The sequence below is a fragment of the Desulforhopalus glucosivorans genome, assembly GCF_054397165.1.
This window is the reverse complement of the sequence record NZ_AP044854.1, coordinates 1,277,357-1,301,389: the sequence shown is the minus strand read 5'-3', so window position 1 is coordinate 1,301,389 and position 24,033 is coordinate 1,277,357. Positions and strand designations below refer to the sequence as shown.

Annotated in this window: 17 protein-coding genes; 1 reads left to right on the top strand and 16 read right to left on the bottom strand. The window is 43.9% G+C overall.

What is annotated here, in order from left to right; translation table 11 throughout:
- Positions 1-11: 11 nt before the first annotated feature.
- Positions 12-1,529 (bottom strand): diguanylate cyclase domain-containing protein, encoded by a 1,518-nt coding sequence (locus tag ACX6CI_RS05575; RefSeq protein ID WP_458777179.1) that lies wholly within the window; start codon positions 1,527-1,529, stop codon positions 12-14.
- A gap of 21 nt (positions 1,530-1,550) precedes the next feature.
- Entirely contained in the window at positions 1,551-1,826 is a 276-nt protein-coding gene (locus ACX6CI_RS05570; protein WP_458777178.1) for a hypothetical protein, read from the bottom strand.
- A 517-nt stretch (positions 1,827-2,343) separates the two neighbouring features.
- On the opposite strand from ACX6CI_RS05570, the gene ACX6CI_RS05565 reads away from it, so the two are divergent.
- Positions 2,344-5,985 carry a DUF3683 domain-containing protein gene (locus ACX6CI_RS05565; RefSeq protein WP_458777177.1) on the top strand — a complete coding sequence of 1,214 codons (3,642 nt, stop codon included), beginning with the start codon at positions 2,344-2,346 and terminating at the stop codon, positions 5,983-5,985.
- Between the two features lie 87 nt (positions 5,986-6,072).
- On the opposite strand, the gene ACX6CI_RS05560 is transcribed toward ACX6CI_RS05565, so the two are convergent.
- The 14 genes from ACX6CI_RS05560 to recC all read right to left on the bottom strand — a co-directional run bounded on the left by ACX6CI_RS05560 (position 6,073) and on the right by recC (position 24,013).
- Positions 6,073-7,401 carry a TAXI family TRAP transporter solute-binding subunit gene (locus ACX6CI_RS05560; protein WP_458777176.1) on the bottom strand — a complete coding sequence of 443 codons (1,329 nt, stop codon included), beginning with the start codon at positions 7,399-7,401 and terminating at the stop codon, positions 6,073-6,075.
- A 100-nt stretch (positions 7,402-7,501) separates the two neighbouring features.
- Positions 7,502-8,848, bottom strand: a complete 1,347-nt coding sequence (locus ACX6CI_RS05555) for a dynamin family protein (RefSeq protein WP_458777175.1) — start codon at positions 8,846-8,848, stop codon at positions 7,502-7,504.
- 471 nt (positions 8,849-9,319) lie between these two features.
- Positions 9,320-10,153, bottom strand: a complete 834-nt coding sequence (locus ACX6CI_RS05550) for an MBL fold metallo-hydrolase (RefSeq protein WP_458777174.1) — start codon at positions 10,151-10,153, stop codon at positions 9,320-9,322.
- 69 nt (positions 10,154-10,222) lie between these two features.
- Entirely contained in the window at positions 10,223-10,969 is a 747-nt protein-coding gene (locus ACX6CI_RS05545; protein ID WP_458777173.1) for a metallophosphoesterase family protein, read from the bottom strand.
- Positions 10,970-11,000: 31 nt separating this feature from the next.
- Complete coding sequence (locus ACX6CI_RS05540; RefSeq protein ID WP_458777172.1) at positions 11,001-11,672, bottom strand: class I SAM-dependent methyltransferase; 672 nt, start codon at positions 11,670-11,672, stop codon at positions 11,001-11,003.
- Entirely contained in the window at positions 11,662-12,210 is a 549-nt protein-coding gene (locus ACX6CI_RS05535; RefSeq protein WP_458777171.1) for a cysteine hydrolase family protein, read from the bottom strand. The genes ACX6CI_RS05540 and ACX6CI_RS05535 overlap by 11 nt, the downstream gene beginning before the upstream one ends.
- A 39-nt stretch (positions 12,211-12,249) precedes the next feature.
- Positions 12,250-13,065 carry a ZIP family metal transporter gene (locus tag ACX6CI_RS05530; protein ID WP_458777170.1) on the bottom strand — a complete coding sequence of 272 codons (816 nt, stop codon included), beginning with the start codon at positions 13,063-13,065 and terminating at the stop codon, positions 12,250-12,252.
- 95 nt (positions 13,066-13,160) lie between these two features.
- A complete protein-coding gene (locus ACX6CI_RS05525) occupies positions 13,161-13,745 on the bottom strand; it encodes a DUF2284 domain-containing protein (RefSeq protein WP_458777169.1) in 585 nt (194 codons plus the stop codon).
- Positions 13,746-13,794: 49 nt separating this feature from the next.
- Positions 13,795-14,490, bottom strand: coding sequence for an SIMPL domain-containing protein (locus tag ACX6CI_RS05520; protein ID WP_458777168.1), 696 nt, complete (start codon positions 14,488-14,490; stop codon positions 13,795-13,797).
- A gap of 11 nt (positions 14,491-14,501) precedes the next feature.
- The gene (locus tag ACX6CI_RS05515) at positions 14,502-14,864 is read right to left on the bottom strand and encodes a VOC family protein (RefSeq protein ID WP_458777167.1); all 363 of its coding nucleotides are present in this window, start codon (positions 14,862-14,864) and stop codon (positions 14,502-14,504) included.
- A gap of 270 nt (positions 14,865-15,134) precedes the next feature.
- Entirely contained in the window at positions 15,135-15,491 is a 357-nt protein-coding gene (locus tag ACX6CI_RS05510) for a TusE/DsrC/DsvC family sulfur relay protein (protein WP_458777166.1), read from the bottom strand.
- A 138-nt stretch (positions 15,492-15,629) separates the two neighbouring features.
- Complete coding sequence (recD, locus tag ACX6CI_RS05505) at positions 15,630-17,291, bottom strand: exodeoxyribonuclease V subunit alpha (protein WP_458777165.1); 1,662 nt, start codon at positions 17,289-17,291, stop codon at positions 15,630-15,632.
- Positions 17,281-20,826: an exodeoxyribonuclease V subunit beta gene (gene recB, locus ACX6CI_RS05500; protein ID WP_458777164.1), complete on the bottom strand. Its 3,546-nt coding sequence runs from the start codon at positions 20,824-20,826 to the stop codon at positions 17,281-17,283. Before recB ends, recD begins: the two co-directional genes overlap by 11 nt.
- Positions 20,819-24,013, bottom strand: coding sequence for an exodeoxyribonuclease V subunit gamma (recC, locus tag ACX6CI_RS05495; RefSeq protein ID WP_458777163.1), 3,195 nt, complete (start codon positions 24,011-24,013; stop codon positions 20,819-20,821). Before recC ends, recB begins: the two co-directional genes overlap by 8 nt.
- Positions 24,014-24,033 lie beyond the last annotated feature (20 nt).

Genomic DNA, 24,033 nt, shown 5'->3' with positions numbered 1-24,033 from the left:
AATCGTCCTGTTTAACAGACTCTGTTTCGCCCTTTATCTTTGGCCTGGTACAGGGCCCTATCTGCTATTCCAATGAGATCTGCCCAGTTCTCTGGAGTTTGCGGGATTATGGTGGACACCCCAAGGCTAATGGTAACAGACGCACCAACCGACGAATCACCATGTTCAATGTTCATTTCTTCTACTTTCTTATTCATGGCCTCTGCTATCTTCAGACAGCCTGATTCATCAGTATCAGGCAGAACAATGACAAATTCTTCCCCTCCGTATCTTGCCACAAGATCGCCTGGTCGATGAATAACCGATGTTAACTGAGCCGCAATACGAACAAGACAATCATCGCCAGCCTGATGTCCATACAGATCATTGTACTGCTTAAAGTAATCTACATCAGCGAGAATGAGACTGAGAGGTTTCTTTTCCCTGTACATTCTAAGCCACTCATTTTCAAGCACCTTATTAAATCTTCTTCTGTTGGCGACATGGGTCAAACCGTCAATATGGGCCAGACGATCAAGGGCCTGATTGGCTCGTTCCAGAGCCATCTCTGCAATTTTTCTCTCAGTGATATCGCTGTAGAGCAGTATTATCAGATTATCCTTTAACTTTTTACCCCTCTCTTCACACATAAGGTAAATCCCGCTCACAGTCTTTAAGCGGCGCTCAACCTTTATGGTTTCTCCCGAGTGCAATTTACTCAACTGGGAAGGCACAACCTGAAAATCATCAGCATGAACAAGACTGCTCACATTTCTGCCGATAAGGTCATGTTCCTGATATCCAAGCATGGTAAGGATTTGAGGGTTGCACTCAACAATATCCCCATAATTATCTGCGAGAACAATCCCCTCTATAGCACCAAGATAAAGAGCTTCGTAGCGCAACTCCCTATCGGTTAGTGATCGCTCAGCATCTTCACGTATTTTGATTTCTGATCTGAGTTTCTGATTTTTATTTTCAAGATCTATCCGATACTGGGCACGAAACCGTTCATAAAAAAAGGTAACCAGACAGATAATCAGCATAACAAGGAGAAAACGGACCACAAAAAAGCTACTATACCCACTACTCGCTTTGATGTCGAAGGGACCAAAGAAAAAGAATAACAGGCAAACAAACATAAAAACACACCATCGTATCCCTTCCTTTTTCCCTAACAAATAGAAAACAACAAGTGGATAAATATACATCCACAGGATCATTGAGTTATCATTCTCTCCAAGGAACATGAGGTAAAAAAGAAAAACAAAAAAGATACAGCTATTAACTCTATAAACAAGACTCGTAAATAAGCCGTTATATAAGAGTATCCAGCCAGTGATCAATACTACACTCAAGCCTATAATGGTGAGAGTTATGGAAACGTTGCCATATAGTAAATGGTATAAACCGAAACAAAAGGATGTAAGGAGTCCTGCTGTAAGAAACACAGTGTATTGTAAAAACCTGGTTTCCCCGTTAGCATCAAGGAACCGACCAGGTTTTCCGGTCAATAATTTTGTAATATGTTGTGAAAATTTAAGTATCATGGTCCTATTCATACAAAACGTTTACAACTGTGTACTTCTCTCTCGCTCATCTTCATACTCTTCATAACTGAGATTCACCTGCTCGATACAATCCTGCTGCTCCGGGTAGGATAACCCATGACATGACTGCTCACCAACAGCCTGAAACCCTGTATACAATTGAGTACAACCAGGGCAGAAGAGAACAAGAGACGAAATGCCTAACAAAAAGACTACCACGGCACGTCTTTGGTTAAAATAAATAAACCTGTGCAAGCATCGGGGGCGATTCAGACGAAGCAGCAGAGTAGCGTTCATGTTGTTTCTTATACATTTTGTTAAGCCATTCATAAATGAGTTCATAAACCATTCATAAGCTACTAATTATTATTGGAACCAATTCCTACAAATTGAGTATACAATGAATAGTCGTGAACCTGAAATCCATTTCCCACTTTTTCATACAATTAACCATTTAGCTCTACAATGTACTTCAATCCGCCTCTGGAGGGGGGGCATAAAGTCACTAAAAACCATTAAATCGATTTTTTTTTATAAAAAACTCGCAATTATTCCCTACAGTGGTAGATTTCACAGTTCGTTCTAGCATTAAGACAATTGGATAGAAGCGCCCGCATAATAGAGTAATACTCTTCACGGATTTTGATTTCTTGCAGGATCAGGGAATACCTCCCACACCCCTTCAATCATTTCCAGACGCACTACTCCAGAATACACCATCTATTGGTGTAGCTAATTTTTCACAACGTACACTTATCAGTTTTTTTTATATTAAACTTTATAGAAATACGCGTCTTATAAAAGGGTTTCAATCATGGACATTACAAACTATCGCGAAATTCCATATAATTTCACTTCCGCCGATGATAAGCTCATCATTAATCTTCTCTTTGGTCAGGAAGTCTGGGACAACCTTGAAGAACTCAGAAGCCAGAGAGTAACCGGAAGATCAGCTCGTCTTGTTATGCGTTTTATCGGCGATCTATTTATTTTAAGACGCAACCCTTTTCTCTTCCAGGAGCTGATAGACTCATCCTCCAGACGCCAGAAGTTTTTTAAAACTGCAAAGGAAGATCTCACTATCATTGAAAAGGCTGCCAAGGTTGCAACCAATAGTAAGGAGAGAACCCAGAAGGTTCAAAACCTTGTTAATCTGTGCCGTAAAGAACTCAAAAAACTCAAAACCCTGCTCAATGAGGTCCCGAACCAACGAAGCCTCATGGAAAAGAAGTTGGGGCCTATCATTGGCAAAGAAAACGTCAATTTTGATCCTTTCTCCATTATAAGTCATGCAACAGATGCAACAGACTGGCGCCTTTTTCTGCCACTGGCTGTTCTTCGACCTTCTACCGAAGACCAAGTTCCAGCACTCATGAAAGCTGTGGCAGAACTTGGTCTTACTATCATCCCACGGGGTGGCGGTACGGGGCTTACCGGTGGAAGTGTTCCCCTGACCCAGAACTGTGTGATAATCAATACAGAAAAATTGACGACAATTCATGACATTGAATTTAAGCCATTTCCTCACCTCGGTGAGGGCGTCAAAGTACCAACACTTAAAGTGGAAGCCGGTGTTGTCACCTCTGCTGCGATGCAACATGCCAAGGCAAGTAACCTTGTCTTTGCAACAGACCCAACCAGTTCATGGGCTTCAACCATTGGTGGAAACATTGCTGAAAATGCTGGTGGAAAGACTGCTGTTCTCTGGGGTACGGCCATCGACAATATTCTCTCCTATTCCATAGCAATGCCTGGCCAGGATCTTCTTACAGTACGAAGAATCGGCCATCCCATGCGTAAAATCCTCCCCGAGGACACCCTGAATTTTGAAGTCGTTGACTCCAGCAAAAAAATCCTCAAGACACTAGATATTGCAGGTACCGATATTCGCAAAAAGGGGCTATGGAAGGATATTACCAATAAAGCCCTCTCTGGTCTTCCAGGTTTTCAAAAAGAAGGTACGGATGGAGTCATCACCTCCGGCGAATTCGTTCTCTATGAGGCGTATGAGAAAAAGATAACCTTCTGTCTTGAATTTTACGGCGAAGATATGGATGAGGCCAGCCGGGTCATTGTTGAAATTTCTGACGAATTCAAAAATGAAGGTGAAGAAGTACTCATGGCACTGGAGCACTTTGATGAGGAATATATTCGCGCAATTAAATACAAGTTTAAAGCTGCCCGCAGTGAACGTCCTAAGGCCGTACTCCTAATAGATATGGTCGGCCATAACACCGGACATATTGAAAGTGGAAAAGCCAGACTACAAACACTCCTTGATCCATACAAAAATACTGAACTCTTTATCGCACAGGATGCAGACGAAGCAGAACGATTCTGGAGAGACAGAAAGCGCCTTGGAGCCATTTCAGCCAGAACCAATGCCTTTAAACTCAATGAAGATATTGTCCTGCCCCTTTCTGCCCTTGCTGAATTTACCCGCTTTGTAGATCAGTACAATATAGAAGAGGATATTTATAACAAGGAGCAGTTTATCTATGAACTCCTGGATTACCTCAAAACTGCAGAACCCCTTGAGGATCCTGACTGGCTTGAAGCCAAGATGCCCAAAGCCAATGAACTCTGCCTTGGGACGCTTGAAAAACTTGCCCTTCGTACAACAGAATCTATCCGTCATGAAGCATATATTAAACAGTTAATGAGTGAGCTGCTTGAACTGTTTAGCGGTTATGAGAAGGTAAGTAAAAATATCGAGTCTATCTACTCAGAAGTCAGGTCCAAACGAATCATCATTGCAACCCATATGCACGCAGGTGATGGTAATAATCACGTTAATATTCCTGTTTTTTCAAATGACAGGAAAATGATGAAACGTGCCGAAAAGACCGCTGAAGATGTTATGGCAAAGACGGTCGAACTTGGCGGCGTCGTCAGCGGTGAACATGGTATCGGTATTACAAAAATGAAGTTTCTTGAAGAGAAGAAACTTGAAGCGTTAAATGCCTACCGCAAAGAAGTGGATCCTGATTCTATCATGAACCCGGGAATGCTAAGAGATCCGGACATTATTGACAAGGTTTTTACTCCTTCTTTTAATCTTCTTGAGCTTGAAGCAAAAATTTTGCAATATGGTTCCCTTGCTGAGCTCTCTTCAATGATTGCAAAGTGTATCCGTTGCGGGAAGTGTATGCCTGTCTGCTGCGTTTATTATCCCGGCACCAACATCTTTTTTCATCCTCGAAATAAGAATATGGTTATCGGAGCTCTCATTGAGGCTCTACTCTATGATGTTCAACGAACCCATCTTCCACGGTTTAAACAGTTAAAAAACCTCGAAGAGATCGCAGATCACTGTACCATGTGTAAGAAGTGTGCAGCTCCTTGTCCTGTTGACATTGATACCGCTGAAGTTTCCATTCTTGAAAGAGAAATACTCAGTGACTTCGGCTATAAGCACACTGCGCCTGCTACAAAGCTTTCTCTTATGTACCTGCAGAACCGCAATAAGGTCGTCAACAATGTCTTTAGAAAGGGCGTAGTTGAATGGGGAAGTGCCATGCAGAGGGTTGGGACCAAACTATTTAAAAAGGCGCCTGCAAAAATCACAGAGAATGAGTGGCGTCCTCTTAATATGTTGAAATCTCCCATGGCACCTGCCGCCACCAAGGCACTGCCTGAGATGCTTCCACAATGTTCTGAAAATGAAGCTCTTATAGTTATGCCGGAAAGTGGTAAGGTACAATCCACTGTGTTTTATTTCCCTGGTTGTGGTTCTGAACGACTCTTTTCCGATATTGCTGCGGCCTCTATTTACCTGCTGGCCAAAAATAATATTCGGGTTGTTCTGCCACCACCATACCTCTGCTGCGGATTTCCAGCCAGGGTGAATGCTAAAAAGAAGATGGCTGGCGAAATCTCACTTCGCGACACTATTATACTCAGCCAGATCAAAGAGATGCTCGGCCACTTTGTTTTTGATGGTTTCCTTATCAGCTGTGGAACCTGCCGTGAAAGCCTCCATGAGATAGGCTGTGAAGAGATCTTTAATTGCGAGATTGATGATATTTCCCACTACGTTCTAGAAAACAGTGATTGGGAATATACGCCCAAAAAGAATGTACAAGCCCTATACCACACCCCATGTCATGATTCTTTTGACGGTGAGGGAGCGCCTTTACTTGGTCGATTTTACAATAGTGTTGAAAATGTGCCAAACTGCTGTTCTGAAGCAGGTACTCTTGCCATTTCAAGACCCGATATCTCCTACGCCATGCTTGAGCGCAAACGTGAATCTATTGAAAAGAGCACCCTCCCTGGAACTAAACTTGTGATGGCCACGAACTGCCCGTCTTGTCTTTCAGGCCTTGGTCGTAACAGTGACCTTAACATAGATCCTAAACATATGGCTGTTCTGCTAGCTGAGAATCTGGGTGGAAGAAACTGGAAGGATGGTTTTGAGAGTCTTGTGAAAAATTCTGAAAAGGTTGTTTTCTAATCCCACATCAAGGGTTACGTTCTAATCAAAAAGGCCAACCACACATTTGTGGTTGGCCTTTTTCCATTAAGACATCTTTTTGTGTTATTACTGCTGGAGAGCATCCAGGCTACGGGTGAACTGTGTTCGTAGAAGATCGATATGCAGTCTCAGATTATACAACTCTTCTGCATATGATAAAGGAACCTCTACACTCCGAACCTCCTGTTCCATCGCATTAACAACCCTGATAGCCTCGATCAGATTTTCCTCATTTTCATCCTGCTTCAAATCCACATCAAGATCATGTAGTTCATCATACCAGCGATAAATCCGTGATCTAATACGCCACCTGTAGGTTGGCGGCAGTACTTTCATTAACGGAATGAGCAAAGCCACAAGGGGCAAAATCATAAACTTTAGCCGGTCTATGAGAGATGCCGCCCAAAAAGGCAGATATCTCTGTAAAAATGGAGGACCATGCAAAAAGAAACGTTTTGCTTCCGTGGACAGTGGAAAGTCAAGATTTTCCGGAGATGGATAATCCCTATTCACACTAAGCAGAGACCGACTGTCATGGACCTTGTCTGCCACCTGCATCATGAGATCGACCAGTGCTGGATGAATATCCCTTTGGGCCACAAGCGTTGCTGATGGGGCGATGAGGTGATAATCCTTATCGGGAATATTCCTGGCAAGATCAAGAACCCCCTCCACAAGAACAATATGGGAGAGATAGCCATGGAGCCTTGAATATGCCTCCGCCCTGTCAAGGCTTACCAGTTCTATCTCAGGATTAAGAAATAACTCCTGAACTATCTTGGCATCTGCTCGTATGACCATAAAAAGAGCATCTACATCCCCTGCAAGAAGTTGTTCAGCACCTTCTTTCCCTCCAAGGGGCAGGAGTTCAATTGCTGAAGTTGCTCCTAGCTTATTGTCAGCCAGGAGCTGTTCTACTATTTTTCTGGTACCACTCCCCTGCTTTCCTGCGGCTATCTTCTTACCCGCAAAATCCGAAAAGGTTTCAACCTCCATCCCCTTACGAACAAAAATGACCAGTGGCTCCTCATACAAACTGGCAAGACCAATCACATCTGGAAACTCTTCAGCAGTCCCAACACCTCCCTGCAAAAATGCAATGTCGACCTTTCCATCTTTTAGAAGCTGAAGATTTTCAACTGAACCTGAAGTTTTAAGAACCTTAAGTTCAATTTGTTCTTTGCTAAAGTGCTCTTTATATTTCTTTGCAAAGGAGTAATAGGCTCCATCCTCTGAAGCTGTAGCAATAGTGAGCATATTAGGCGGAGCGGGTTCTACAAACTGATAGGCAGCAACGAGGGCAGCAAGGACTATGAAGAATCCTAAACCGTAAATCTTCGTAACTTCCTTAAGAGTTCTATTACATTTTTTCTTTTTGGGTTGGGACTTCTTCATCGTGGGGATTCCTCGTACGTTTCAATCAAACAACATTGTTCAAAAAAAAAGGGCTGGGAAATATATCCCAGCCCTCTTATACAACCAGATATGATATAGATCAGGTCACGATCTTTTCATAGTACTTCTTTAAATCATTATTGAGAAAATTCTGGATCTTAGCCAGGCTACGTCCATAACCTCTCCATAGATCATATGGCCCAAGACCTTCAAGATTTTCTTTCGCCTTATCGGACATCTTGTCCCAGAGATTCTTGCGGTAATCGGTATCAAGAGTAAGAAGCTCAGCACCGTTTGCAACGGCCTTTTTCTTGAGCTGTCGAAACGCGATTTTGCTATATGCAAGCGAACCAATCACTACAGTTGAAAGAGCTAGAATTGATGGAATAATGAGTGTCGACATGTCAAAGACACTTCCTCTGATTGAAGCAAGCATGGTTGTTTCAGGATATCCTGAAACCGCATTGATAATAACATCACCAAAGAAAAATAGTACTGCAGCAAGGCCAAGAGTGACATTAGCAAACTTCCAGTATACCTTGTTTGCCTTCTTAAGAAATGAACCAACTGATTCCGCAACCATTTCAACTTCGTTGACCTGTCGATCAATATCTTCGAGGATGTGGTTGATTCGAAAAGTGGAGGCCTTCTGAATTTTCTCAATAAGCTCTTCGCGTTCCTGTGGCCAACCATCAGCAACATCACCAGGACTGACTGCAGCTGGAGAGTATGTAAGATAGATATGGGGAATATCCTTACGACCAGTCATTTGTGACATATTCCAGCAAAGTGTACCGTAAGACCGAGTAAAATCGCTGAGGTTATCACATTCGTCAATACGACTCATAACAAATACAATTCTATCTTCTCCTGATTTTTCAGGCAGGGTATTACGAATTGCTTCGTAGGATTCTTTAATAGTACCAGCCTTATGTGGATCAAACATAAGAACGATAAGATCTGCCATATTAGCAAATTCACCTAAGACCTGCATATAATCGTAGCCACGATCTTTTTCACTGGTAGCATCGAGCATACCCGGGCTATCGATGATAGCCATATTATCAAGAATTGGACTATCTACCTGCTTCATGCAGATATGGGATATTAATTTTTCACCGTATCCTTTAAACTGCTGAAAAGGGAGATTGGGATCATTAACCAGAGTTGATCCCGGAGTTTCTTCAGCTTCATAACCGGTATCAGAGGTGATGACTGTAAAAGAATCGTCGGTGGGCGCCTGACCGGTTCGCTGAACATCCTGTCCCACGAGTTCGTTGATCAGAGTTGACTTACCTGATGAATAGTTACCAATGATAAGGACAAGAGGCTTCCATTTCAGTGTAGAATCGATACCACCAAAGTCCATATTATACTTAGAAAACAGTGGTTCGAGTTTCTTCTTCACCTTTGTCTGTAATTGCTTCTGCAGTTCTTTTTCGTTCATTACGTGACCCAGTTGTTATTTTAATCTGACATTGATAATGTTTTAAATTTTCCCCATCTTACCCCAACTCATAAAAACTCTCGAACATTTATTAGTACCTTGTAAATATTTTTTTACGTTTTTGTGGCAAAAAATAGTTTGGTAAAGGTCCTTATCCCGACTTGTTTTGCATCTATAGGGGTTAGGCTCTTTATCTCAGAAAAAGACAAAGCCTATCAAACAAAACATGATTTAGACGGAACATCAAAACGTTACAATAAACTGTAAGAAGGTGTAGTTTTACATTATATTTTATTTGTAATCCTGATATTCATATAATTTGTAATTAAACTCCCCCAAAGACAGGCTTAACGCCTCAAAACAGGGAAAAATAACAAACATATCACCTATGAATACAAAGAAATTTGCCACATGTAAACAAGCGAACGCACAAATAAGATATATCTACGACAATGAAGTATTCTCAACCGATCAAATGTATCTGAGCTTTAGCCCTACTCCAACTTCTTCGACCTTTACTACCGTTGACAAGGCGATCTTTGAGCTCAGATCGGTGCAATGACAGGGATGGATTGTTTCTACTCCCAAGCTTTCCAAATACTGCAATGTTCCTTCAAGCTGTATAGGATCGGGGTTCAGCAGGTGCAGACCACCAATAATATCGAATACCCGGTTCTCTTGACACACCTCTTTTGCATATTCAATAATATTACAAATACCTGCATGTGAACACCCTGTGATAATCACCAAACCTTCTGCAGAGGTATAGACAAGGGCACTGTCATCGGGAACAATATCTCTTCGAGTTTCACCCTCTTTTCTGCCAAAAGTCTGCAGGTTTTCAAAGTCAAACTTTCTGGGGATTTCTCCAAGCCAGATTAACTTTGGCGTGATTGCAACCGGCGCGACAGAAAGATGCATCTCAAAATGTTTCGATAACTTATCCGCAGACAAAAGAGAACCAAACTCACTGGATCCTTCACCGAGGACACTTGTAAATGCCTCAGGGTGTGCCACTAATCGGGGCCTGAAGTGACCACTATTTTCAAACTGTAGTTCATTGAGTCTTCGTATATACGGCTCGAGTCCCCAGGTATGATCCAGATGACCATGGGATATTACAACATCTTTAACCCTGGTCAAACTAAGGTCCATCTTCAGAGCATTTTGATAAAAGACATCCGAATAGCCAAGATCAAAGAGAAGTTCATGGTCATCATCATTGATATAGAATGACAATCCCGGCTCAGCGAGAAAATATCTGTCGATGAGGCTATTATTATCAACGAGCACTGTAAGTTCCATCTTCACACCTTCACGCTTCCATAGGCACTGACAATCCGCACACTAACACTACGGAATTATTTTATAATTCTAAATACATGCACGACCGGTTCTGAGAAAAGTCACCCAATCATTCCGCTTTAGCTTGCGGCACTGCCGAACTGCTGCCTCTACATCATACGGTACTTTTTGATGCTGAACAATCCAGCCATTATCAGTCTGTTCTATACAAACATACGATGCATGGGGACCATAATTTTCCATTTTATGGGCAATAGGTTCATCATCACAATAGGCAGGTAGTCCCACACTCCCCGGATTAACAATATACTGTCCCGATTTAAGAACAACCGACCTTGGAATATGGGTATGACCACACAAAATGACGGATGACTTCTGGCCATTGAGCAGGCCTTTAATTTGCTGATCAGAACGAACCTCAGGCAATCCACTATCTACATTTTCAAGAAGGTAGGTCAAGTCATTGCCAGGAGCGCCATGACACAGATATACATCATCATTTAACTGCAGTTCAGACGGAAGGGAGCGAAGCCATTTCAATGGTTCCCCATCAAGTTCATCCATAGCAAACTGCATTGTAGGATTACTATCAATCTCTGTACCAGTAGCTTCATATATCTGGCGATCCTGATTGCCGCTTATTGTTACAATATCGTGTTGCTGCAGGAGTACGTACGTCGCCTTTGGTGCAATGGGACCGTAGAAGATATCACCAAGATTGACAAGGGTGTCAAACTGCTGATCTTGTAGATGTTCCAACACCGCCTTTAATGCGAATGCATTGCCATGGATATCTGATATTACAGCTATTTTCATATTACTGGTCCTGTAATTTCAATAATCGAGCTCAGGAATTCTTTCGTAGAAATATAACATCATTTCCTATGAAACTCACCTCTGCCCCATATTTCTCGGCTATGAAATGAAATGTTTCCTCACTATAAAAGCAGATGTGGGTCGGGTCTCGAATATAGTGCCAGGATTTAAACGAAGTTTGGTCCCGAATCAACTTTGTCATTATCCCGAGCAAACCGCCATTTTTTAAGATATCAAAGAGGAGTGCAAATTCCGTTTGCGGACTCCTAAAGTGTTCTACAACTTCGGTGGAGCTAATAAAATCATACTCATTTGAAAGTACGCTTTTATCATCCCTATACATTGGATCATACAGCGCAACACTATGGCCTGCTCTCTCCATCTGCATTGCTAGCGCAGGAGCCGGACCACAACCATAGTCAAGTCCCGCTTTACAGTTGCCAAGAGTATCTAAAAATGGCGTACTAAACCGCGACAGAAATTTCAGGTATCCCTCATCTGTGACACTGTTCTCATGATGATCATATTCTTTTTTTTCCTGATTGGGGTGTAAATGAAAATCTGGAGAAACAAAGACAAGGCGACAGTTCGAGCATAGATAGTAACGACGTAACCGGTCTATATGATATAGACTCACCTTCTCTTCACTACACAGAGGACAAGGTAGCAGCTGGCTTAATTCTGAATCGACATCAGCACCCATTGTAAGAAAATTTGATATCCGCTGAGGCCTTAACTGTGATAGGCACACCGAAGCTCGTGATGTTTGGCAGAGTCGCATTCTCATGCTCACGAATAACCCTTGCCAATTGATGCTTTTTATCATGGGTGGTATGTGCATCGGCAACAAGAGTAACAGGAAAACCAAGTCCGGCAGCCCTCCGTACTGTTGTGTCTACACAAAACTCGCTGGCATATCCACACACAACCAAATGTTCGACTCGAAGTGAACGGAGTACAGTTTCCAACTGAGTTCGCAAAAAAGAATCCGGAGTGGTTTTGCGTAGAGTAAGATCAGATTTTTCTACATGCAATGTTCTATGCAATTTCCAGCCATTTTCACCGTATACAAGAGGTCCTTCTATTGTTTCATGCTGGATAAAAATAACAGGGGCGTCTCTCAGCCGTGCCTTACTTGTAAGCTCGTTAATTCTTTCAATAGTTTTAATTGCCTGATCAGGCGGATTATCACTCTCAAAAAGAGCCACTTGAACATCTATTACCACTACAGCGGATTTCATCCACGTCACCTTGTTGTTACAAATTAATGGTAAAAACAATCAACCTAGTGCAACATCAAGCATCATCATAACAGAGAAACCTATCATCGTTGCCATGGTCACGAAATCGATATGCTTCTGATCTCGCTGGGACTCTGGAATAAGCTCTTCCACAACAACAAAAATCATTGCACCAGCGGCAAAGCAAAGGGCATAGGGAAGAATATTTTGCATTTTCAGAACAAAGTATGCACCAATGACTCCTGCAATCGGCTCCACCATCCCTGAGGCCTGCCCCATGAGAAAGGCCTTCTTTTTGCTCATCCCTTCTCGCCTGAGTGGCATAGAAACAGCTGTTCCTTCAGGAAAGTTTTGAATACCAATACCAATTGCCAGGGCAATGGCTCCACCAATGGTGGCCGAAGGCAGGTCGGCTGCAACCGCGCCAAAAGCGACCCCGACTGCAAGACCTTCTGGAATATTATGTAACGTAATCGCCAGAACAAGAAGTGTGGAGCGTTGCCATGATGTTTTGATCCCCTCACTTTCACTTGTCTTCAAGCCGGGGTGAATATGGGGTAAAAATTTGTCAGTCAAACGCATGAAAATACCGCCACCGAGAAACCCTATAACAGCAGTAAGCCATGGAATGTGTCCAAGATTTTCTGCCATCTCAATACCTGGAGCAAGCAGTGACCAGAAACTGGCCGCAATCATAACCCCCGCAGCAAAACCAAGCATTGCATCCATGGTTTTGGGCCTAATCTCTTTGACAAAAAAGACAAGAGCCGCCCCTGCGGCCGTAACTCCCCAGGTAAAGAGTGTTGCAAACAGCGCTTGAGTCACAGGATTAAGCTGTAACAAAAATTCTAACATATTGGTCCTCCAAGAATTAACTAAGCCATAAATTAATTTAAAAACAACACATTACAACCTATATAAACGTCTTTGAATATATAGTTGTAGAAGTATTATCCAAGAAGAACAATACCTGCAACCCAACTCTTTGATTCTTCACCCTGCTTTTCAAGCTTGATATTTGGTTCCAATCCACATGCTTTCAAGAGACTCGAAACATTTACACCGTATCCGGACATAGAATGGCGAGATTTGGTTGGGTTACGACACTGACCACCTTTAGCCAGAACATTACAATCCTTTTCATCAAAACAGAACAGATCCTTACAGGATCCACCAGCAAATGCCTTAGATAGGCCAAGACCTTTTTCAATTGCCGCAACCTCTATGGTTGCAACTAACTCGTGGAGAAACGCCATAAGCTCACGCCTTTCATCAGAAAATAAGACAGAAGCAGGAACTACTATGCGCACAACAAGGACATTGGGGCGTTGCTTCACCAGTTGGGTGAACCCTTCCGGGCCTTTCACATGGGGAGGACAACCAGGGGATAGTCCATAATTTTCACAACGAGGATCCTTGCAAAATTTTACAAACTTATCATCTACCTGGATTTTATCGGAAGGTATAATTGCCACCTCGCTTGCTCCAAGAGACATGGACAGCTGTTCTAACTCTTCAAACACACTATTTATCATGTAAGCACCACCTCTTCGGGATGTAATAAGCACCTATATAGAGTACATATCATTGCAGAGAAAAAACAACCTTCACCTGTGCCTGTATCACCTGTTTTCCTGGAGACACTGGTTGGCCCCCACCATCACTTTCCATAAGAGCTGCACGTACAGGTCGTTGCGAGAACACATTGCCATCCCCAAGCTCTTCAATCTGTAGAGGCGACCCGAGTTCTGCGTCAAGCGCCTTCACAAAACGCTGAGCTTTCTTTTTCGCCTCTGCAATGGCGAGCACTTTCACATCATCCTCAATTTCTGACCTGTTGGACACAGCAAAACTTACCCCTGAAACAGAGACATTATTCAGCTCTGCCAGTCTGGTCCAATACGCCACATAGGTTGTAAAATCATCAGAAGTGAAACGAATTGAAGTGATGGCAAAATATCCCTGCTTTTGCCGATTATTGTTCGTGTACACCCAGTGTTCCTTCAACTGCATATTGGTGGTGGTTACACTATCTTTGTTTTGCCCTAATTCATACAACAGGTTGAGGGTATCACTCACCTCTGTAATATGCTTATCCGAAACTTCTCTGGCTGTTGCTCCTTCAGTCCTGACAGCTAGATTCCAACGTATCTCATCTGGGCTGACCTCTTTTTCGGCAACACCAAATACCTGCACGTGAGGCACATCAAATGCGCCATAAGCTACATGACCAGGTACAAGCAGCATAGACAGCAAAAACAACAAGAATATATTTTTCATCACTGTCTCTATTATTTGACTGAAATATCTGACCATACGGCATACTCATTGCCGTTTGGATCTGCAAAATGAAATCTGCGGCCACCCGGAAATGTAAACACAGGAGTTATGATATTCCCCCCGGCAGCCTCTATCTTTTTTTCAGTCTCTTCAAGGGAATTACTATAGAAGACAATAAGGGCACTGCCATTGTTTGATGAAGCGACAAGCTCTGAGGTGAAAAAACCTCCATCAAGTCCTGCTCCAGAAAAGGCTGTATACTCAGGACCAAAATCAACAAAGGTCCAGTTGAATACAGTTGAGAAGAATTTTTTTGCGGTATTTATATCTTTGGCTGGCAATTCTACGTAATTTATCTTTTCATGCTCTCTCATAGTCTGACACCTCGTCCTATAAAATCGTGGTTAATCATCAACAACAGAAACATCTCAACAGCTTAAACACTGATAATTACAATACTCCATATGAATAGGGGAGTACAGTTCAGATTCAACTTTTGCGTAATGCCAACACCCAACAAAAACCTGATTTCCATTAACAATGGGCCAGGATACACACCATTGTAATTCTATCTCTTTCACCAAAAAAATACCCCAGAACATATAATAGAATACTATTCTGGGGTGTTATATCCGCTACTTTAATTAGCAGTAGTCCTCCATACGGTAATTCTCACCGTCTAGTTTGACAAAATGGACCCCATCAAACTTTGGTAGTCCTGCAATTTTCCAGGCTTTTTCTGGATTATCAAATTCATTAAAGACACAGCGGCTTTCCTGCCGCGTCTGTTTACAGACATTATGTAAGATTGGCCAGTTTTTGTGTTTGGCATAGTATGCTCGCATAAAATAAATTATTTCGCTCTGCTTTTTGGATATGTGCTCTACACCTTCCTTTTCAGCAATAACTTTGGCGACACAATCATCCCACTGGTCAGGATCCTTCATAAAACCATCGTCATCTAGACGTATCATTTTACCACAACATGAAATTTTGCTCATAACATACCTCCTATCTAAACGAGTACAAGTCTTCAGCGGTTGTACTCTGATCTGTTTGGCATGGGAGATCACTCTCCTGCCCTGCTGATAAAAAGTATAAGCATTGTGAACTAATTTACAGGATGAGACTGAAGAAAGTCAGGAACCTTGCAACATCAACCTCAAACCGGAATGTCGCTGGAGTTGCCTTTCCAGGGCAAGTTTCAATATTGCCCCATCACCTGACAGCCTCACGGCCTTTTTAGCGCGTGTAACCGCGGTATAGATAAGCTCCCGACTCAACACCCGGTTATCCTCTTTTGGTAGTACCACTAAAACCTCGCCAAATTCTGAACCCTGACTCTTATGGATTGTCATGGCATAGACAGTCTCATGAGGTGGAAGCAGGTTTACCGCGCAACTCTTCAGGCTTCCATCAGCCCGCTCAAACCAGACCCTGAGGCAATGTCTTTTATTATCCCACAGGCAGATACCGATATCGCCATTGAAAAGCTCCATCCCGTAATCATTGCGGGTAATAAGCACCGGTCGCCCTGGATACCACTCTTCATGTTTACACTGGAAACCTTTTAGAGCAAGACGCTGTTCCAGTTTTCGGTTTATGGCCTTCACCCCATGCTCTGTAAACGCCACTCCGCACAACACCTGAAACCTGTTAAAACACTCAAAGATCTTTCGAACATCTGATTCGTCAGGGGTGATGATATCCTGAACACATCGCAGATACTCACCATAGCGAAGAGCTATATATTGATGGAGTTGTTCTTCTTTCAGATGTGAGACATTGCTCTTGGTATCAGCCGTAAGTTGCCGCCATACCGATCCATGATCCGAATTATTAATACAGGTTGCCAGGCGCTTTATATTATCATCAAAGCGATATGTTTTCTTCAACTCAACACTATTACCGGGAAGACTAAGGATAAAATCATTGAGTACTGCCCCCGACTCCACAGATGCCAACTGGTCCTTATCTCCGAGAAGAATTAAACGTCCTCCGGGTTTAAGGGCATCCACCAATTTACTCATCATTGCAAGATCAACCATGGAGGCTTCGTCCACGACCACAACATCCATTTTTAAGGGTTGTGAACTGTTATGCCTAAACTGGGGAGAGTGTTTCTTCACTCCAAGTAGCCGGTGCAACGTCACAGCACTTTTGGGAATCAATTCCGTTACAAGGGAGGGCAGACTAAGATGTTCAAGACTTTTACCGACGGATTCACTGAGTCGCATGGCGGCTTTTCCTGTTGGGGCGGCAAGCCCTATTCGAAGTCCTTTTTTCTCATGCATCAAAAGTAGTGCCAGCATCTTAACCACGGTTGTGGTTTTTCCAGTCCCCGGCCCCCCGCTGACAATCATTAGAGCCTTACCTATAGCTGTGACAGCAGCCCTCATCTGATCGCTACTCTCAACAGATTCTCCAGGGAAAAGATCTGCCGAAATGCCTGCGTCTACCTCTACCGGGCAGTCGGTCTCCGCAAGAACTCTTATCTGACTGGCTAGTCTTGCTTCGTAGGTATAGTATCTTTCTAAATAGAGATTATCTCTATCAAGGACTAATGGCTGGGGTGAAGCGGTCCCACCCTCTCTCCTCTCAGCCACTACATGCGTCTGTTGCAGTACACTCTGTTCGGCTTGACTGACCTTCATACAACTGTGCCCCTCAGAGAGCGATATGGACAAACGAAAAACGATATCGAACAATGCGTCTTTAGCTGCACCTTCCAAACCTGAACGGTCAGTCATGAATTTTGCGAACCTCTCATCCAGATATGTCTCAGGCTGGCTACTCATCATGACCTCCATCTGCAAGAAGCGCAGAAAGCCTGAGCAAAGTACCATAGTCAGGCACTGTGGAATACACCCCACTTCCGGTAATATCAGGACTCATCCCCCGAACAAAGAGGTACATTACCCCACCAAAATGATCATTAAAATCATAGTCATCCATAAGGTTCATAAGATGGTGGTGCAGTACAAGTGAGTATATCCAATATTGCAGACCATAATTATGGGATTTCATAGCCTCAACAAGATTATCGTAGCTATACGCATCCATGTTTTCACCGAGGATATTAGTCTTATAATCCATGACATAGTACTTGCCATTAATAAGACAGATAAGGTCAACAAAACCGGTAAGGTAGCCCCTGATAGACCTATTGTTCATGGGGAGTACAGTGGGGTCACCTGCTAAAACTTTATGTATTTCAGCTGTCTGAAAAGGTGATAACTTGAAATAGAAGGGCATCTCTTTCAAGACTGAGGTGGGTGCAATATTCTGCAGGGAAAATTCACCTGTAAGATTCGTGGACACAATACAACGCAGAAGCTTTGCAATATCCCCGGAGTCTGTTTCAACGCCATATCGGCTACACTTTTTCTCTATCTGAGCCAGAAGTTCTGCAGAGCTTTCAAGGGAGGAGAAGTCGGAATCCTCAAGAAGATCGTGGATCACATTACCAAAACTTGCCCCAGCGGGAAGACCAGGCACAGGGATCGGATTGTCTCCGCCTCTTTGCACCGATATCCCATTATGTTCATATTCATACTCACTCATAGTGGCAAGACCTGAGAAACTGGTCATCTGCCAACTGGTTCCAAGAGACCTGCCTGACTCTTTTTGCGTTACGAGTTCTCCTTGTGTCAGTTGAGGGGAATAGCTTTCCCTCTCCTCTTCTTCTCCAATCAGGTAATGCTGGGTAAAGTTCATTGACGAAAGTGCGCCCAGTACACTGTTTTGTGCCTGCCATTCGCATTGGCCTTCATTAAACAAGAGATAACCAAGGGGTGACTCAAAGGAATCCCGGACGTAGGTATGTTTTTTCACATCCCCCCACATGGTATAGCACCGTACCTTTGCCCTTGTGAGCGCCACATACAATAAGCGTAACTCTTCCGCCTTCTGGTCATAATCGGCCAGCTTTTTTCTCTCCTCAAAGAGTTCAGAACCAAGATCAATGAGATTTCTACCATGTTCATTCACAGTGATCTGATGCCTTTCTCCAGCCAGCATACCGGACGAATACCAGAGATATGGACAAAAGACGACTGGATATTCAAGCCCCTTGGCTCCGTGCATGGTAACAATCTGCACCGCGTCTTCATCACTTTCCAGCAATAATTCCGTGCCACCCACAACATCTTTTTGCAGATACACCTTTTGCAGCCATTGCAGGAGTTGTCCTATACCTAGATTTTCTCCACTTTCCTGCTCCTGAATCAGCTCTATCAGGTGGTACAGATTGGCAATGGTCCGTTCGGCATAGGGTTTTCCAGCAATACTTAGGAGGATTTCTTCGTCTTCTATGAAGCTTGCCATCATAGAAAACAGCCCCTGCTCAAGCCAAAGGCTATGGTACTGAACCATCTTTGACTGCCAGTGGCTTAACTGGTCTTCATCCTGCCAGATCTGCACCAGTTGATTACCGCTGAAATTAAACCAGCTTACTGCCATGGCAGCTTTGAGCTTCAGCAAATCAGTTGGACTTGCAATGGCGCGTAATAGAGCCATAAGTTCCAGGCACTCCCCAGTGTGAAACACTGAGCTTCTACTACTCACCACTGCAGGGATTCCAGATTCAATCAGGCTGGCTTGATACTGCTGGGCCTGTTTATGACTCCGCACAAGTATTGCAATGTCACCAGGAGCCAGGTCTTCACTTTTCCCACCTTTACAATAGATCGATTTTTCATGAGGATTCAAAAGAGAGAGTATCTCATTCACCGAATAATCGCGAAATAGATCAGCAGCCTTTCCTGATGACCACCTGCCACTCTTGTCGTCTACGTTTTCAGGTAGACTGCAGTATACCATCCCGGCAAGGCTTTCTCCTCCCCGCTTGATATCAAAGGAAGAATCACTGAGTCCTGGCTCAACTCGCTGATAATCAAGCATCGACTCATCGTAGAGAAAAGGGTTTGTACGCGCACTAAACAGACGGTTAACCTCCTCTACCAATCGTGGATGGGACCTGTAATTAGTGGTGAGGGTTAATCGTTTTTCGGCATTGTTTCTTGCAGTAAAATAGGAGTGGATATCAGCGCCGCGAAATTTATAAATGGCCTGTTTAGGGTCACCGATCAGGTAAAGATAGTGGTTGCCACCTCCAAAAAGTTCAGAAAATATCTTATACTGAAGACTGTCTGTATCTTGAAACTCATCTATGAGGGCAAGGGAGAATCGATCACCGATAACCTGGCGGAGCTGTCTGCCCTTTTCCCCATCAAGGGCATGGGCGAGATTTTGAATAAGACCATCAAATCCCATTGTCCCCTGGAGCAACAGCCTCTCACTGACTTCTAAACGTTTTGATGCTAACGTACAACGCACAGCAAGGAGTAGTTTTTTTATGCTTAACAGCAGTGTTTCAACTTCAATGGATGGTAAGGTCCACTGTTCAAGATATGCCTGCTTCTTATCTCCCCGAAACTTAGTACCATTCAATTCACCAATGAGATGTTCATACGAGAGGAACTCTATGTTATCAGGCAGTAGAAACGAGGTGCCACTTACAAAGTCCTCGATGGCTGCAAACCAGTGCTCGAAGTTATCACAGAGCCATTTTTTGAAATGTTTTTCCGTAACTCCATTTTGAAACCGTGCCTGGAGCGTTTGGCCTTCTCTCACCCACCACTTTTGAAGTGACTCCATGCTCATTGTACAGGCCAAGACCGAAGTATCTAAAGCTGGCGCTTCTGGTTCAATATCAGACTGGTTCCGGAAGGCCTGAGAAACGCTATCCCCTAGTTTCTCAGGAGTCTCAAAAGATGATACCAGCAATGAGCAGATAAAAGGGTCCAGAGGATACACTTCCTTTCTCCAGAAATCATCCACTACCTGGCCTATGATATGATCGATACTGGTCACAAGCTCAACATTAAAGAGCTGTCCACTTTCAAGCGCCTGATCGACAAGCATCCTCTGGCAGAAACTATGTATGGTAAAGATACTGGCGTTATCAATATCATAAAGAGCCAGTTGCAGACGCTGGATGGCAAGTTCGACATCGGACACCCCGGATAACCAGGCCAACATAGTCGCATCAACATCTGTCGGCGGCTGCGATGACAAACCTTTCTGCCCTGCCGCGAGCAGATTCCTTGCCTCTGCAAGCCGTAACCTGATTCTTGACTTTAATTCCTCGGTTGCAGCTTTTGTGAAGGTAACAATGAGGATTTTGGCAATGGGAATGCCAAGCTCAACCACTCCTCGCAACACCAGCATGCCGATGGCGTATGTTTTACCAGTTCCAGCACTGGCCTCCACAAGGCTTATCCCTTTTTCAAGCGGTACCCTTGCGGCATCAAACACTTCTGCATCTTCAGCCATCTATTTCCTCCATAAGGGGTACCATTACCTTAACGACAATATCCTCAAAACTCTCCCCAAGGAGCTCGTCCTCAGACTGACCATCCAAAAGCAGTTGCCATTCAGGCTCATACCCCTTTGCAAGTGAATCCCTCAGAGCCTTTTTTGCCTTATCAAGGGGATCAATCGTGCCCCATCCCCCTATCTGTCTGGCATAGACAAATGCAGGTTCAATAAATAGCTCAGATGGTTTGGTCTGTCCGTGGCGAAAGATATCAAGCATCGTGATCAGATCAGGCCCCGTAGAATCTTTTGAAAACCTGTAGGCCTTTTCTGTTGTTACAAGACAGGTGTTTGACTCTGTATCACCTTTTTGTTCTTGTAATATTAGATGATGCAGCCATGCCAACAGCAGATCCCGGCCCCGCAACGCACCATAGCGGGCAATGAGTATTCCATTTTCAAAAACATTATCTAAAGGCCCCTGGAGCTGATACTCTCCCACAACACAATCCACATGCATCGCACTGCATTTTTCACCCATATCCTGCGCAGTAATCTGCTCTATAAATCTTGATATTTCTCTTTTTTTAGAACTGTATGAAAGTGCACCCGATGCTCCAAGGGGCCAGCCACCTGAAACCTGCTCTTTTTTTAGGAAATCATCTTCGGAATTCCTTTCACCCGGATTGTTTAAGGCCTGTTCGATGAGCGCCTGATCCATATGATACCTGCCAAGACCTGTTAACTCAAAGAGCTCCCGATCCTCGGGTAACTCTTCAAGGCGTGCAAGCTGCACACCGAGGCAGTGCCGAACGAAATACTTCTGTGGATTATTAAAAAAGAGCAGGAGTTGTTTAGTGTCCACTGTTGCCACTGGAGGTTCCAACTCCCCCTGCCACCATGGAGCAGGTTCAGTCAGCTCTTCACGCAACCGCTCTGCCACCTTACAGCTAGCACCATCATAACTTACAAATCGGTTACCAGCGCCCACTTCAAAATATTTAGAACTGAAGTTATGCAGAGGATGCGAGACAACGAGGTTCTCCGCACCATAATCTTCTGCCAACACCTCTATGAGTTCAGTTAAAACAACCGAAGGTGGAATTTCTTCATTGGTATGTGCCGACTGGCCAACATAGCTCAGATACAGATTCCTTCTTGCTGCAAGTATTGCCTCTAAAAACTGATATCTGTCATCAGCCCTGGAGGATCTGTCACCAAGACGAAACTCTCCAGATTCTCCCATGAGATCAAAATTATCATGACTATCAGGAGTTGGATATACACCATCATTTAAACCAAGAAGACAAACAACTTCAAATGGTATGGAGCGCATGGGCAGCATGGAACAAAAGGTCAACTGTCCCCGTAAAAAACCTGAACTTGTCCTCTTTTCTTTGGCCGATTGCTCAAACCACTCACGTATCACCTCAAAACTCACTTCTGCTTCGGGAAAACCGTCTAAGGCCCCACCAAGATCATCCAACAGCATACGCAACTCGATGAGTTCTTTCTCACTCTCTTCTCCAAAGAGAACTGCGACATATCCAAGCAGCAGCTCAGACCAGTCGGACAAACTGCGCTCCAGGCCAAACTCTACCCGCGCCCCATCAAGGAGATCAACAAACCTGCAGAGCCCACCCAGGGGGGCTGCGCCCCGACCTTCAAGCTCTGTAAAGGGGAGAACACCATCAACAAAGGAATCCTGTCCACAGGCAAAGCCCATGAGCATCCTGTCAAGCCCGGCTCTCCAGCTATTTTCTGCAAATGGTACAAGACCATCTTCTCCCCGTTGCTCTGCCGATAAGCCCCAGCGAACTCCAGACTCAACGACCCATGATTCAATTTGATCAAAATCGGCCAAACTCAGATCAAACTGCGGGAAAATTGAAGGCTGACGTAGGATGTCGAGCACCTCACTCCAACCAAAGCGGCCAGAGAAGAGCTGTATAAAACCGAAGAATCCTGCAAAAACCGAATTTCGCCTGCGTACACTTCGATCAGCTATGGAATGTTGAAGAGATTTAAAAACTGCAGGAATAAGCGGTGCATACTCCTGAATATCAGGTGCCATGACGATGATATCACGAAGTTCGAGATCGGGGTCCGTATGAAGTAAATAGAGCAGCTGTTCCCTTAAGACTGTCAGTTCCCTCACCTTCGAGTGACAGGAAACAATCTGAATAGAGTTATCTTCAAGATATTTGATGTTCCCACTCTCTTTCTGTCTGCCCTCCAGGAGATCATACTGGAGTTTTTTAAGAAGCGGTGCATTTGTATACTTTTCAGCCTCCAGGGGATCTTCATAGCTTTCAAATTCAAGAGCAAAATCAGCACCCTCAAGCATCATAGCCTGTAGATCCTTACCCTGCCTGCCAAGGCTTGCAAGAAGAGGATGATGTTCGCTGGATACCTCTACCGTAACCGGAACCCCACTTTTGATCATCTTTTTATATTGTTGCCTTTTCGTCTCAACATCGCCCCAATATTGCCTACAGGGAGAAAGAAGAAAGAAATGCACATCCATATGGCGGGCCAGACCATTAAGAAAACTTAAGAAGAGTGGCGGCATGGTATGCAAACCAATTACAGAAATCCGCTTTGGTAGGGTCGCTGAGAGCTCTCCAGCCGTCTCTAGAGCCTCTATGACTGAGTGCAACTGCATTCCCCTGTGTACTTCTCCACCCGGCTGCTCTATGAGCCGTTGCCACAGTGCCATTTGCCACGGTTCTGAAATATGATCAGTGGTTAATACCCCGCGCTCCCAGCTCTCCAACATATCCGATCGCATAAGTTGGTACTGATCAAAGACATTGGCGAGTCTTCTTGCAAGCTGAAACCTTTTTAAATTGCGTCTCTCACCTTCCAGATAATATTGTATTTGACTGTACTCATCACCATCGATTTCTCTTAACAACTGATCAAGGCGAAAGGTTAGGGTCTGTCTATTGAAACCATCTGGGGAAATACCGATTCCAAGGCGGTCGGCAATGGAGCTTAAAAAGTCTAATGGGAGGAAAAACTTAAAATTGCAAAAGCTTGTGAATGCATCGGCAAGCCCTTGCGCCACCATCCGCTCCATGCCCTGGCTCTGGATAAGAAACATCTCAGCACTGAATAAATCAGGCTGTTTATCAATCTGGAACAGTCCCACCATTTGGCGAAGAAGATTTTCCGTTCGATTTGATACGTGTAAATAGAACATTATCAGGTCACAGTAAGAAT